The organism is Psychromonas sp. MME1, from assembly GCF_041080865.1.
Lineage (GTDB): Bacteria > Pseudomonadota > Gammaproteobacteria > Enterobacterales > Psychromonadaceae > Psychromonas.
This window is the reverse complement of the sequence record NZ_CP160906.1, coordinates 1,605,905-1,619,360: the sequence shown is the minus strand read 5'-3', so window position 1 is coordinate 1,619,360 and position 13,456 is coordinate 1,605,905. Positions and strand designations below refer to the sequence as shown.

Genomic DNA, 13,456 nt, shown 5'->3' with positions numbered 1-13,456 from the left:
AAGGCGGCTACGTTGACTTCTTGATCCTTATTAGATGCGCTGAATGGGCATAAATATGTGAAAGCTAGATAGTTCTGTGATTGCTGTTACTCAGATCTAGACCAACACTCGAAGAAGTTTTAGTGGATGAAATTGGGGCGTTATTGTAAATATCTTTCTATAAATAGCAAACAAATGCGTTTTTGCTCCCGATTTTTTTTATTAAGATCAATAAAATGTCATCACAATGCTATGCTTTTTGTTCTAGCAACTACGAATAATGAACTAGTATTCTTCTAATAAAGGATGTGGGATGCAGTGATTGCATGCCGAGTGAACAATCGTTATTGTTGTGCGATTTTTTAATTAAATAGCTGTACCTGAAAGGGATTGTTATGGAACAGAATATTGATTTACGACAAATGATCATGGCCATAGAAACAGCCGTTTCATTAGTCGGTATGAATGATACAAATCACGGCAAACGAGTCGCTTATATTGCAGTTCAATTCGGCAATGAACTCGGTTTTAGTGACCGAGATCTACAATACGTATTTGAGTTAGGGTTACTACATGATTGTGGTGTGTCGACTGCGCAAATGCATTCTAGCTTAGTAAACCATTTTGATTGGCAAGATGCTCATATACATTGCAATATTGGTTATCAGTTACTCCACTCTTTTAAGCCCTTAGCTAAATTCGCTGTGCCAATTCTTCATCATCATACCCTCTGGGCTGATTTATCTAACTTTGATATCAGCATTGATGATGCGCGTATGGCAAATTTAATTTTCATTGCGGATCGAATAGATGTGTTAGCCGCTGCTCACTACGGGACTGATATACTGCTTGCGAAAGCCGAAATTGTACAATCAATTGTCAGCTATTCAGGTCGTTATTTTGATCCCGAACTGGTAAACGCTTTTCAAAAAATAGAGCGTTCAGAGGCATTTTGGATTGCCTTAGAAGATAGGCATATTACCCGTTATACATGGGATATGGGCAGGCTACCTTGTACTCAATCACTGACACTGGAAGAAATTAAGTATCTTGCGTTAATCATGTCATATATTGTGGATCAAAAGAGTCCTTTTACGGCTCAACATTCTGTTAGGGTTGCTGACTTAGCGAAATTTATTGCATCTTCCTATGGTTTATCGTTGCAACAATGTCAAAAGATTGAAATTGCTGGTTTGCTGCATGATTTAGGTAAATTACATATACCCGATAATATTCTTGAGAAACATGGGGCCTTGGATGTGATTGAACGTGCAATCATGAATCAACACAGTTATGAAACCTATGAAATTTTACGTCATATTGAAGGATTAGCCGATATTGCTCAATGGGCAGCGTTTCATCATGAAGGCATTAATGGTGCAGGATATCCATTTCATCCTAAACAGAGTGAAATAAGTGTGGAAGCGAGAATTCTTGCTGTAGCTGATGTATTTCAAGCGCTTGTCCAACAACGCCCCTATAGAAAGGGAATGAAAATGGAAAAGGTGCTTACTATTATTAGTGAGCAGGCAGAGAGCGGAAAATTAGATAAAGAAATCGTTAAGCATGTCATTCAGTTTGCAACCCCTTGTTATGACATTGCCAAAGGCGTCGATCCAATTAATAATCAAACGTGCTTGGAATTGTTTTCAGAGTGATGCTTAGCGACTAGGGGTAGCCCATTGTATTGTCTTAAAGTGCATATCGAAGGTTCTGTCGCCATGAGACCTTAAAAAGGCGGGCGAGGGGACGTGCTTTTCCTCTCTATAACTATACCTTAGTAGCAAAAATCGATTAATTTGGTCGCATATTAACTGTGTTTATATACCATAGCTTTTTCAGCTATTATTTATTGAGGTTTTTATGTTAGCCAAATTATTCTCCTATTTCACCTCACGCCCATATTGGATTGCGCTATTAATTGTTATTGGCTTAGTGTTTTGGATGTTTTCTAAAAAAGAAGTAGATCAGTCGACCATCAATAATGTTGTAAGCGCTTCCGAACAGCAAAAAATTGCAACCGTACAAACAACGCACTTTATTCCGCAAAAAATGACCAAAATATTAACTCTTTATGGTCGCAGTGAAGCCAACACTCGAGCTGTTATTCGTGCTGAAGTAGCTGGGAAAGTGACCGTTATAGCAACGCAAAAAGGGCGCTCAGTGACGTATGGGACAAAGTTGGCGGAGTTAGATAAAAATGAACTGCCTGAACGTCTTGAAGAGGCAAAGGCTTTGCTTAATGAACGTTTATTAAACTACAACGCGGTAAAATCACTTAATGATAAAGGATTGCAGGGGCGAGTGCGTTTAGCTGAAATGAAGAGTTTATTACTCGCGGCACAAACGAACGTTAAATATCTACAATTGCAGTTACTACGAACGGAAGTTAAAGCCCCCTTTGCGGGCATTTTACAGGAACAATATGCTGAAAAAGGGGATTATGTTAAAGTTGGTGATGCAATTTTTAGTTTAGAAAATATCGATCCTATTGTTATTCGCGGCGATGCGACCGAGCATCATATTAATCAATTGAAGTTAGGGGAGGCCATCACTGCCACCTTGCTTTCAGGCGAAAAAATTACTGGTAAGATAACTTACATTGCCTCGCTAGCCAATCCACAAAGTAGTACTTTCCGTATCGAAGCTGAATTTCCTAACCCTAATTTGCAACTATTTTCGGGTATTAGTGCAAAGCTAGCTATTCCTCTTTACCCTATTGACGCCATTTATATTTCTCCTTCAGCATTAGCCATTGATGAAGAAGGGAATTTAGGGGTGAAGGCGGTACGTGATGGTGTAGTGCAATTCAAAGCGATTAAATTGCTCGAAGCTGATAACGAAGGTGCATGGGTATCGGGGGTGGCTGAACCCATTGATATTATTACTTTAGGGCAAGGTTTCGTTAAACCGGGTGATCCTGTGCATGCTGTCCCTGCGGAGAAATAGTCATGAAAACGATCATTGATGGCGCGCTATCACGTAAACGTGCAGTATTAATGTTGTTGGCCTTTTTATTGATTGCTGGATTTGTGGCTTATATGCAGATTCCTAAAGAGTCAGATCCTGATATTCCAATTCCATTTATCTATGTTTCTACTAGCCATGAGGGGATCTCTCCTGAAGATGCCGAGCGTTTATTGTTACGTCCATTAGAACAAGAGTTGAGAGGAATTGAAGGCATTAAAGAGATGAAATCGACAGCGAGCTCGGGTCATGCCTCGATTGTAATTGAGTTTTATATTGATATCGATATCAAAGATGCGCTCAATGATGTTCACGAAAAAGTCGATCAGGCAAAGGGTAAATTGCCACAAGAGACCGATGATCCGATCGTTAAACAGGTAACCTTGGCCACGGAAAATCCTGCGCTTACTATCTTATTATCTGGCAATGTCCCAGAACGAGCGCTGGTGACCTTAGCACGTGAAATGCAAGATAAGTTAGAAAGTATTGCCGATATTTTAGAGGTAAACATAGGTGGTGACCGAGAAGATATGGTGGAGATATTAGTTGATCCATTGATGATGGAAAGTTACCAACTCAATATGAATGATATTTATAGTTTAATTTCACGCAATAATCGATTAGTCGCTGCTGGGGTGATGGACAACGGTAAAGGACGTTTTCCGATAAAAGTGCCTGCGGTATTTTCGACCATTAAAGATGTATTAACCATGCCGATTAAAGTATCTGGCGATAAGGTGATTACCTTTGCCGATGTTGCGCAGATCCGTCGTACTTTCAAAGATCCGAGTAGTTTTGTGCGTGTCAATGGTTTGCCGACTATCTCCTTGGAAGTGATCAAACGTCCGGGTAAAAATATTATAGATACCGTTGATAAGGTTAAAAATTTAATCGAGGAAAATAGGGCTTTTTGGCCAAAAAACATTCAAGTGACTTATGCTGGAGATAACTCCAAGAACGTTAAAATCATGCTTAATGATTTACAAAACAACGTTTTTAGTGCCGTATTGTTAGTGATCATTGTCATTATTGCGATACTTGGGGTACGCAGTGCCTTTTTGGTGGGCATTGCTATTCCAGGCTCCTTTTTATCGGGGATTTTAGTCCTCTGGACATCGGGTATTACGGTTAATGTGGTGGTTTTATTTGCATTAATTATGGCTGTTGGCATGTTAGTAGATGGCGCGATTGTGGTAACTGAGTTTGCGGATCGTGAAATGAGTGCTGGTATTAAACGCCATAAAGCTTATCTTCATGCTGCAAAACGGATGGCATGGCCGATCATCGCATCGACAGCAACGACCTTAGCCGCTTTTGCGCCTCTGCTATTTTGGCCCGGTATTACCGGCGAATTTATGAAGTATCTACCCTTAACACTGATTGCGACGTTAACGGCTTCATTGTTGATGGCATTGATTTTTATTCCTGTATTGGGGAGTGTCTTTGGTAAACCGCGTGTACTTTCAGAAAAACAAAAAAACAATGTGATGCTTGCTGAAAGTGGTGATCTACTTGCTCTATCTGGTTTTACTGGTTTGTATGTTAATACGTTGAATCGCGCAGTAAAAAGTCCTTGGTTGGTTTTATTGTTGACGATAATTATTGCGTTTTCTGGTGTGTTTATGTTTGCCAAGTCAAATTTAGGGGTGGAATTTTTCCCCGATGTTGAACCCAATGGCATCAATGTCAAAGTGCGTTCCTATGGTGATTTTTCTGTCTATGAACAGGATCAAATCATGACGGATATTGAATCGAAGGTATTACCCTTAGCCGATGAAATCGATACCCTTTACGTGAAGACTGGGGATGCAAGTGATGAATTAATCGGCACAATGCGTATCAATTTGCAGGAGTGGCAAGAAAGGCGTAGTGCTAATGAGATCATTGCCGATATTCAACAACGTACTGAAAATTTACCAGGGGTAGAAATTGAGTTGAAGAAAGATCAAGCGGGGCCTCCGACGGGTAAAGATTTGCAAATTGAAATCAGTTCGCGTTTCCCCCACTTATTGCAAGCCGCCGCGGATACGTTACGCCATAAATTACAAAGTAAAAAGTACTTTATCAATATTGAAGATGATAGTGCTAAACCGGGTGTGGAATGGCAATTTCAGATCAATCGAGCCGATGCTGCTCGCTATGGTGCTGATGCGACTTTGCTCGGTAGTGGCGTGCAGTTGTTAACTAATGGGTTGATGTTAGGTACCTATCGGCCCGATGATGTTGATGATGAGTTAGATATTCGCGTTCGTTATCCAGAGTCTGAACGTAGTTTGAGTAAGTTATCTGAGTTGCGTTTACAAACAGCAGCAGGGCAAGTACCAGTGAGTCACTTTGTTGAATTGATCGCAACGGCAAAACAATCATCTATCAAAAAAGTAGATGGGCGCATTGTGATGACGGTCAGTGCCGATATGGCCGTCGGCACAAATTTAAGTTTAATTTTGCCAGAACTTAAAGAGGAATTTAAAAGTTTAAATCTGGATCCTCGTGTGAGCTTAAAATTGCGTGGTGAAAATGAAGATCAACAGGAAGCTGAGGAATTTCTAAAAAATGCATTTATGGTGGCGTTGGCGGTGATGGCATTAATATTACTGCTGCAATTTAACTCATTTTATCAGGCGTTATTAATTTTAAGTGCAGTAGTATTCTCGACGGCTGGTGTATTTATTGGCCTTTACATAACGCAAAGTGCCTTTGGTATTGTTATGTCTGGGATTGGTGTCATCGCCTTAGCTGGTATTGTTGTTAACAACAATATTGTGCTTATTGACACCTATAATATTTTGAAGCAACAGGGGGTAAACACGCGAGAAGCTATTTTACGCACAGGCGCGCAGCGTATTCGACCCGTTTTACTGACCACGGTGACAACGATTTTAGGATTGCTGCCGATGGTATTAAAACTCAATATCGATTTCTTTGCACAAACGGTTGAATATAATGCGCCGTCAACGCAGTGGTGGGCGCAATTGGCCACGGCAATTGCGGGTGGGTTAACCTTTGCGACCTTATTAACCTTGATATTAACACCTTGCTTACTCATGATCGGTGAAAATGTTAGCCGCTTCATTACTGGTATTGTATCTGTTGGGGAGTCTTAAATGACTGAAAAACAAAAAATGTTAGCCGGGGAGTTTTACGATCCTAGTGAGCCAGAGCTAGTAGATTTAAGGCTTAAAGCGCGTTTATTAACGGAAAAATTGAATCAAACTAGCGTTGCTTACCAAGAAGAAAGAACAAAAATTATAAAGTCACTATTTGGTTCAACGGGGGAAAATATCCATATTGAGTCCTCTTTTAATTGTGATTATGGTGAGAACATTCACGTTGGCGAAAATTTTTATAGCAATTTTGGCTGTGTCATTTTAGATGTCGCAGAAGTGCGCATTGGTGATAACTGTTTTATAGCACCTCAAGTCGGGATATATACGGCCACGCATCCGATTGATCCGAACGAGAGAATTAGCGGTTTAGAGTATGCTAAACCGATATTGATCGGCAATAATTGTTGGATCGGTGGTCACGCAACGATCAATCCGGGCGTTAAGTTAGGGGATAATGTTGTGGTGGCATCTGGTGCCGTTGTGACAAAAAGTTTTGCTAATAATGTGGTTATCGGTGGTAATCCTGCTCGTGTACTAAAGGAAATTCCCTAGCTAATTAATCTACTCGGTTATAAATAGGAAAGATATTCTCCGCTAGTATTTATTGTAAAGACAGCGAATAAGAGTCATGTATAATCGCCATTTTTATTAACTGGGTCGCAATCATGTTACAGAGCTTTATCTATTTTTCAGATCTATTAGGTGTGATTGTCTGTGCTATATCGGGAGTGTTAGTCGCTACTCGTTTGCGTATGGACCCCTTTGGTATTATTGTCCTAGCGGGGGTTACGGGGATTGGTGGTGGCACCTTACGCGATATGATAATGGGCGCTACTCCGGTCTTTTGGATTGTTGATAATACTTACATTTACGCTATTTTATTAACCGCATTTATTTCAGTTTTATGGCTGCACCATATTCATCGTTTACCTAGTTATTTATTGCCAATTCTTGATGCCTTTGGACTGGCTATTTTTACCATCGTTGGTGCGCAAAAGGCCTTAGCATTTGGCTTTAGTGGCCCCGTTGCTATTGTAATGGGGTGCATGACCGGTGTTGTTGGTGGGATGATCCGTGATTTATTAAGTGGGCAGATCCCTTTCGTTTTACAAAAAGAGATATATGCCACGGCCTCTATTCTTGGCGCAATACTCTATGTAATATGCCATTACTTCGGTTTTGAGGCTATTTTTTCTATGTTAATTGCAATGCTTGGCACCCTATCTTTGCGTCTATCTGCCATTTATTGGCACCTTTCATTGCCTGTTTTTACTGATAATAGAGATGTGTAATGTATTACGATAAATGGTTTTTTTACATTCAGCCAGCTAACTCTATACTTATAAATTGATATTATGGTCACAGATTGACGGAGATAAAATGTTTACAACGACAAATGGAAAACCAGACAAACTAGGCGTAACGCTTAGCGGTAAAGGGGCAAATTTTTGTGTCTTCGCACCATCTGCAAAATCTGTTGAATTGCTTTTTTTTAGTGATAAAGATGCCGCTGAGCCTAGCCATACGTTTATACTTTCTGAAACGAAAAATCGAACTGCCTATTATTGGCATATTTTTATTAGCAATGTTAAAGCGGCACAACTCTACGCTTTTCGTGTCAATGGCCCTTATCGCCCCAAGCAAGGTATCTGTTTCTATCCACAAAAAGTGTTATTAGATCCCTACTCATTTTTGATCGCCCGTGGAGATAATTTTTCTCGAGAAGCGGCAATAGGCGATGTTGCTAATACTGATAGTTGTCTTAAAAGCGTTGTTGTGGATATTGATGATTATGATTGGGAAGATGATAAACGTCCTTGTCACCGCTTTGAAAAATCAATTATATATGAGATGCATGTAAAGGGATTTACTCAACATGAAAGCTCTGGGGTTACAGCAAATAAAAGAGGTACCTATGCTGGTCTGATAGAAAAAATACCCTATCTTAAAGAGTTGGGAATTACAGCCGTTGAATTGATGCCCGTTTATCAATTTGATCCCGACGAACATAGCAATGAACTCGCCAACTATTGGGGCTATAGCCCGATTTCATTTTTTTCAGTGCATAGAGAATATAGTTCAGATCAGTCACTACTTGGTCCGATCAATGAATTTAGAGATATGGTGAAGGCGCTACATGCCGCTGACATTGAGGTAATTTTAGATGTGGTATATAACCACACAAGTGAAGGCGATGAAACTGGCCCAATCTATTCATTTCGTGGTTATGATCATAGTGTTTATTACATCCTCAGTGAGGATAAAAAATATTATATGAACTACAGTGGTTGCGGTAACACATTAAACGGAACGCATTCTGTTGTAAGGCGCATGATCATCGACAGCTTACATTTTTGGGTTGAAAAAATGCACGTTGATGGGTTTAGATTTGATCTTGCCTCAATCTTATCGCGAGATGAACTAGGGAAACCAATGATCAGCCCGCCAACATTATGGAGCATTGATACCGACCCTACGTTGTCATCGGTGAAACTAATTGCTGAAGCATGGGATGCCGGTGGTTTGTATCAAGTTGGCAGCCTTGCGGGCAAGCGTTGGCGTGAATGGAATGGGCAATTTCGCGATGATGTTCGCCGCTTTATTAAGGGCGATCAAGGTATGCTCAGTAAATTTGTCTCGCGTTTGATAGGTAGCCCTGATATTTATGGCGACCATGATGTCGAACCTGAAAAATCGGTTAATTTTATCACCTGTCATGATGGTTTTACCCTTTATGATTTAGTCAGTTATAACGAAAAACATAATTTAGCGAATGGTGAAAATAACCGTGACGGTACGGATGCCAATTTTAGTTGGAATCATGGTGTAGAAGGTGACACCGATGACCCGCAAATTTTGCAGTTTCGTTATCAGCAAATGAAAAACTTTCTGACGATTAATATTATGTCATTAGGTACCCCCATGATATTGATGGGCGATGAAGTTGCCCGGACACAAAGAGGCAATAATAATGGCTACTGTCAAGATAATGCCGATTTTTGGTTGGATTGGACTCTACTTGAAAAGAACCCTTCACTGTTTCGTTTTACCAAAGCACTGATTGCCCAACAGATAAATCGAGCAACGGATGGGGTGAATGGTGTTCGTCGAGATTCATTACTTAATATTATCAAGAAAGCAGGTATTCGTTGGCACGGTGTTAAATTGAATCAACCTGATTGGAGTGATAGTTCACATGCGATTGCATTCGAGAGTACAAATACACATTCGCAACGTATTACTTATACCATAGTCAACGCATTCAGTGAGCCATTAAATTTTGAAATACCTAAAACGTCGAATCGAAAATGGTTGCGTGTTGTTGATACCTCATTGACAGATAATAATGATATCTATGTTGAAGGTGATACAAAAACATGGGTTAAAGATGAGTACCGCGCGGCTGCGCATTCTATTGTTATTTTATTTGGTTAAAACGTTACTAATTGCTAATATTCCTCCTTTATATTTATGTGTTGAATAAACAGGGATACAAATGGAAGTTGCACAAAATTCACAAGATTTAGTTAATTGGTTTCGTAGCTCAGCGCCCTATATTAATGCTCACCGCCATAAAACATTTGTATTAATGGTTGGTGGTGAGGCATTAGAAACGGATAATTTTCAGCATATTATTAATGATATCGCACTATTAAGTAGCCTCGGTGTGAAGCTTGTCTTAGTACACGGTGTTCGACCGCAAATTCAAAAGCAACTAGCGATACATGGTCACGAGAGTGAATTTATTAATGATATTCGTATTACTGATGATAAAAGTTTGGCTCTCATTAAACAGGCCGTTGGCGCGGTACAAATTGAACTACAAGCTCGTTTATCGATGGGATTAGCTAATTCTCCCATGCAAGGGGCGAGTATTCGCACCGTTGTTAGTAATGTCGTAATGGCACAGCCTATTGGTGTTAAAGATGGTATTGATTATTGCCATGCTGGTAAAGTACGACGAATTGATGTAGATGGTATCCGAACACACCTCGCGTCAGGTGCGATTCCTATCATTTCGCCTTTAGGATTTTCAGTAACTGGTGAGGTTTTTAATTTACTTGCCGAAGAGGTCGCGACGCAGGTGGCGATTGGATTACAAGCGGATAAATTGATCGGTTTTTGTTCTAATACCGGAGTTTTAGATGAGCAGGGCCAGGTTATCTCCGAATTGTTGCCGGAAATAGCCAACCAGCACATTGATATTATGGAAAATGACTCTGATAATGCATCTGGGACATTAAGGTTTTTACGTGCCGCTGTTGCTGCTTGTAAAGCGGGGGTAACACGTAGCCATTTGATTAGTTACTATCAAGATGGAGCGTTACTAAAAGAACTTTTTACACGAGATGGTGTCGGTTCTCAAATTGTTAAAGAGAGTTATGAACGCATCCGTACTGCAAATATCGATGATATCGGAGGTTTATTAGAACTAATTGAGCCGTTAGAAAAACAAGGGGTATTAGTTAAACGCTCCCGTGAATTGCTGGAAAATGAAATATCTCATTTTCAGATTGTCGAGCGAGATGGCATGGTTATCGGCTGTGCTGCGCTTTATCCTTTTGTGTCAGAAAAAATGGGCGAGTTAGCTTGTTTGGTGAGTCATCCACAATATCGTCGTAGTGCGCGAGCTGATAATTTAATGAATTATGTTGAGAAAAAAGCAAGGGAGTTAGGATTAGAATATATTTTTGTCTTGACCACTCAGAGTATTCATTGGTTTAGAGAGAGGGGCTTCCAGTCTGCAGATATAAGTGATTTACCGGCTGCAAAAAAAGAGATGTATAACCTTAAACGTAACTCTAAGGTGTTGATTAGAAAAATTCGTTGAGGCTTTATGAACGGTTAGTAAATGCTTGAAGATATTGCGCTTACTAACCGATAAATTTATGATCGGTTATTTGTGGTTACAAACGCCATCAATAGGTTCACCGTATAAATAGAGGCTATGGCTTGAAAGCTTTATGCCATGTTGTTGGGCAATTTTATGTTGTAGCTTTTCTATAGAATCATCTGTAAATTCAATTACTTCACCACATTTCAAGCAAATAAGATGATCATGATGGTGTTGGTTGGCTAATTCAAACAGTGATTTTCCACCTTCAAAATGGTGTCGAGTGAGAAGACCTGCTTCATCAAATTGATTTAATACCCGGTAAACTGTTGCAACGCCAACACTACCTGAAACGTTATCATCCTGACCTTCAAGTAACTTTTTATAGAGATCCTCTGCACTGATATGTTGGTTATCTTCTAGTTGCAGTAAACCTAATATTTTTACACGTTGGGCTGTTGCCTTTAATCCGGCATTTTTAATTATTTTTTTTAATGCTTCTTTTTTGATTGCTTCTTTTGCATCATTATTGAAAGGCATAATTATTTCTCAACGTTTGTCTATTTATATTTAATCAGCTAACTCTGCTAAACACATTTCGTTATAAATTTGTTTTGCCCATGTTTGTACACGTGAAGCCGTTAATTCTGGTTGGCGATCTTCATCAATACCTAAACCGATAAAGTGATTATCATCAACCAATGCTTTTGATGCTTCAAAATCGTATCCATCTGTTGGCCAATGACCGACTATAATGGCACCTTTGCTTTCAACAATAGAGCCAAGTTGTCCCATCGCATCAAGGAAATATTCAGCATAGTCTTCTTGATCGCCACAACCAAAAATGGCGACTAATTTATCTGTAAAATCAATATCTTCTAGGTCTGGAAAAAAGTCATCCCAGTCACATTGTGCTTCACCGTAATACCAGGTTGGGATTCCAAATAGTAATAAGCTAAATTCTGCAATATCTTCTTTGCTACTTTTCGCGATATCTTTAACTTCGACTAAGTGCTTCCCTAACTCTTTTTGTAGCATATTCGCAACTGCTTCTGTATTGCCTGTATCACTACCAAAAAAAATACCTACGCTTGACATATATATACCTTGTATTTATTTATTTACTTGTGCATGCAGTAACTGATTAATGAGTTCAGCACGGCTAATGTTCTGTTTTTTCGATAGCGCATTTAATTGTTCAAATAACTGCTTATCAACTTTTAGTTCAATACGCTTTAAGCCTTTTAGCTTATCTCGTTGTACTTGTTTTTGCTTATTAATTCTAAGCTGTATTTGCCGAGAGTGCGGATTGCTTTTAGGTCTTCCAATACGTACCTCATCAGCAAAAAGATCGTGGGTAATACGATCAAATGATTCTTTTGCCATTTTTTCACCTAAAAGGGTTTATTGTGATTTTTTCTATTTAATACCAGCGGTGTTCCATATTATTTCAATAATTGCTTTGGCGATAAAGCCCGTACAGCCAAAAAATAGTACGGCCCAGACAACATTGCGACCATATTTAGGTACATTACCACGTTTTAATACATCTTGAATTGAAAAACCTATCAATAAAAAGAGTGCGAGGTAAAAACCATAAAGTCCAACCACCTCTATTTGTTCTGTATATTCTTGTAACATAGATTAGGGGTCATTAAAAAAAGAGAAATATAGCATAAAGGTTAAATGCAAGCCACTCGCATTTACCTTAAAAAATCTAATACAGCTACTTGTGCGTTTTGAGAACGGGGGAGCTTATACACTAAAAAATTTCCCAACCAAACGATTAAAAATGTCTGGTTTTTCTGCATGTAGCCAATGTCCTGTATTTTCGATTATTTTTCCAGATGCATTAGGGAATAAACGCTGAATAACAGGTTGTGATTGAGTATTAATATAATCGGAATTAGCTCCTTTAATAAATAGTGTCTGATTAACAAAAGCGCTGCTGTATTCTGGCCAGCTGCAGATATGGTCATAATTTCGCGAGAGTGCATCAAGGTTGAATTGAAAATCGTACTGGTTGTTTTTTAGGCGTAATGATTTTAGCAAAAATTGGCGAACTCCGGCTTCTTTCACGTATTGACTTAATATTATATCTGCCTCTTGCTTATTTTCTATTTTGCAATTACGGATGGCATTTAATCCTGCAAAAACGCTGCTGTGCTTATTGTCATAGCTAACAGGGGCAATATCAGCGATAACTAATTTATTGACTCGTTGTGGTTGTTGCAGTGCACAACTCATGGCAACTTTCCCTCCCATGGAATGCCCTATGATGGAAAAATGCTCTATATCAAGATGATCTGCGAGCGTAAATATATCATTGGCCATTGCGTCATAGGTCATTATTTTACTGTGTTGGCTATTGCCATGATTACGTAAATCAACACAGATAGTTTGTTGTCTGCTAGCTAATGATTTTGCCAAGGGGGATAAGTTGGATAAGCTGCCAAATAAACCATGTAATATAAAAATATTACCATGTTTTTGATCTGTTTCATTTAAAGCTTGCGGTTTTAGTAGGTAATTAAGTAGCATAAGAATCTATTTTAAGTGAAAATATAAA

At 39.2% G+C, this 13,456-nt stretch carries 12 protein-coding genes; 7 read left to right on the top strand and 5 right to left on the bottom strand.

Annotated features, from left to right (window positions below; genetic code table 11):
• Positions 1-374: 374 nt before the first annotated feature.
• The 7 genes from AB2N10_RS07425 (at position 375) to argA (ending at position 10,884) form a co-directional block, all read left to right on the top strand.
• Positions 375-1,637, top strand: a complete 1,263-nt coding sequence (locus tag AB2N10_RS07425) for an HD domain-containing phosphohydrolase (RefSeq protein WP_354624352.1) — start codon at positions 375-377, stop codon at positions 1,635-1,637.
• A gap of 205 nt (positions 1,638-1,842) precedes the next feature.
• The gene (locus AB2N10_RS07420) at positions 1,843-2,928 is read left to right on the top strand and encodes an efflux RND transporter periplasmic adaptor subunit (protein ID WP_354624353.1); all 1,086 of its coding nucleotides are present in this window, start codon (positions 1,843-1,845) and stop codon (positions 2,926-2,928) included.
• 2 nt (positions 2,929-2,930) lie between these two features.
• Positions 2,931-6,050: an efflux RND transporter permease subunit gene (locus tag AB2N10_RS07415; RefSeq protein ID WP_369434575.1), complete on the top strand. Its 3,120-nt coding sequence runs from the start codon at positions 2,931-2,933 to the stop codon at positions 6,048-6,050.
• Positions 6,051-6,605 carry a sugar O-acetyltransferase gene (locus AB2N10_RS07410; protein WP_354624354.1) on the top strand — a complete coding sequence of 185 codons (555 nt, stop codon included), beginning with the start codon at positions 6,051-6,053 and terminating at the stop codon, positions 6,603-6,605.
• Positions 6,606-6,718: 113 nt separating this feature from the next.
• Positions 6,719-7,345, top strand: coding sequence for a trimeric intracellular cation channel family protein (locus AB2N10_RS07405; protein WP_354624355.1), 627 nt, complete (start codon positions 6,719-6,721; stop codon positions 7,343-7,345).
• 88 nt (positions 7,346-7,433) lie between these two features.
• The gene (gene glgX, locus AB2N10_RS07400; protein ID WP_354624356.1) at positions 7,434-9,488 is read left to right on the top strand and encodes a glycogen debranching protein GlgX; all 2,055 of its coding nucleotides are present in this window, start codon (positions 7,434-7,436) and stop codon (positions 9,486-9,488) included.
• A 61-nt stretch (positions 9,489-9,549) separates the two neighbouring features.
• Complete coding sequence (gene argA, locus AB2N10_RS07395) at positions 9,550-10,884, top strand: amino-acid N-acetyltransferase (RefSeq protein WP_354624357.1); 1,335 nt, start codon at positions 9,550-9,552, stop codon at positions 10,882-10,884.
• A gap of 66 nt (positions 10,885-10,950) precedes the next feature.
• Here argA and fur read toward each other — a convergent pair whose 3' ends face one another.
• The 5 genes from fur to AB2N10_RS07370 form a co-directional block, all read right to left on the bottom strand.
• Positions 10,951-11,427, bottom strand: coding sequence for a ferric iron uptake transcriptional regulator (gene fur, locus AB2N10_RS07390; RefSeq protein ID WP_354624358.1), 477 nt, complete (start codon positions 11,425-11,427; stop codon positions 10,951-10,953).
• Between the two features lie 30 nt (positions 11,428-11,457).
• Positions 11,458-11,985: a flavodoxin FldA gene (gene fldA / locus AB2N10_RS07385; RefSeq protein WP_369434574.1), complete on the bottom strand. Its 528-nt coding sequence runs from the start codon at positions 11,983-11,985 to the stop codon at positions 11,458-11,460.
• Between the two features lie 15 nt (positions 11,986-12,000).
• Positions 12,001-12,273 (bottom strand): LexA regulated protein, encoded by a 273-nt coding sequence (gene ybfE, locus AB2N10_RS07380; protein WP_354624361.1) that lies wholly within the window; start codon positions 12,271-12,273, stop codon positions 12,001-12,003.
• A gap of 33 nt (positions 12,274-12,306) precedes the next feature.
• A complete protein-coding gene (locus tag AB2N10_RS07375; RefSeq protein ID WP_354624362.1) occupies positions 12,307-12,528 on the bottom strand; it encodes a DUF2788 domain-containing protein in 222 nt (73 codons plus the stop codon).
• Positions 12,529-12,642: 114 nt separating this feature from the next.
• Positions 12,643-13,428 carry an alpha/beta fold hydrolase gene (locus tag AB2N10_RS07370; protein ID WP_354624363.1) on the bottom strand — a complete coding sequence of 262 codons (786 nt, stop codon included), beginning with the start codon at positions 13,426-13,428 and terminating at the stop codon, positions 12,643-12,645.
• Positions 13,429-13,456: the final 28 nt, after the last annotated feature.

Bases quoted from the DNA above. Each gene is read 5' to 3' on its own strand.
- AB2N10_RS07425 (WP_354624352.1), top strand. From the start codon at position 375: ATGGAACAGAATATTGATTTACGACAAATGATCATGGCCATAGAAACA.
- AB2N10_RS07420 (WP_354624353.1), top strand. From the start codon at position 1,843: ATGTTAGCCAAATTATTCTCCTATTTCACCTCACGCCCATATTGGATT.
- AB2N10_RS07415 (WP_369434575.1), top strand. From the start codon at position 2,931: ATGAAAACGATCATTGATGGCGCGCTATCACGTAAACGTGCAGTATTA.
- AB2N10_RS07410 (WP_354624354.1), top strand. From the start codon at position 6,051: ATGACTGAAAAACAAAAAATGTTAGCCGGGGAGTTTTACGATCCTAGT.
- AB2N10_RS07405 (WP_354624355.1), top strand. From the start codon at position 6,719: ATGTTACAGAGCTTTATCTATTTTTCAGATCTATTAGGTGTGATTGTC.
- glgX (WP_354624356.1), top strand. From the start codon at position 7,434: ATGTTTACAACGACAAATGGAAAACCAGACAAACTAGGCGTAACGCTT.
- argA (WP_354624357.1), top strand. From the start codon at position 9,550: ATGGAAGTTGCACAAAATTCACAAGATTTAGTTAATTGGTTTCGTAGC.
- fur (WP_354624358.1), bottom strand. From the start codon at position 11,427: ATGCCTTTCAATAATGATGCAAAAGAAGCAATCAAAAAAGAAGCATTA.
- fldA (WP_369434574.1), bottom strand. From the start codon at position 11,985: ATGTCAAGCGTAGGTATTTTTTTTGGTAGTGATACAGGCAATACAGAA.
- ybfE (WP_354624361.1), bottom strand. From the start codon at position 12,273: ATGGCAAAAGAATCATTTGATCGTATTACCCACGATCTTTTTGCTGAT.
- AB2N10_RS07375 (WP_354624362.1), bottom strand. From the start codon at position 12,528: ATGTTACAAGAATATACAGAACAAATAGAGGTGGTTGGACTTTATGGT.
- AB2N10_RS07370 (WP_354624363.1), bottom strand. From the start codon at position 13,428: ATGCTACTTAATTACCTACTAAAACCGCAAGCTTTAAATGAAACAGAT.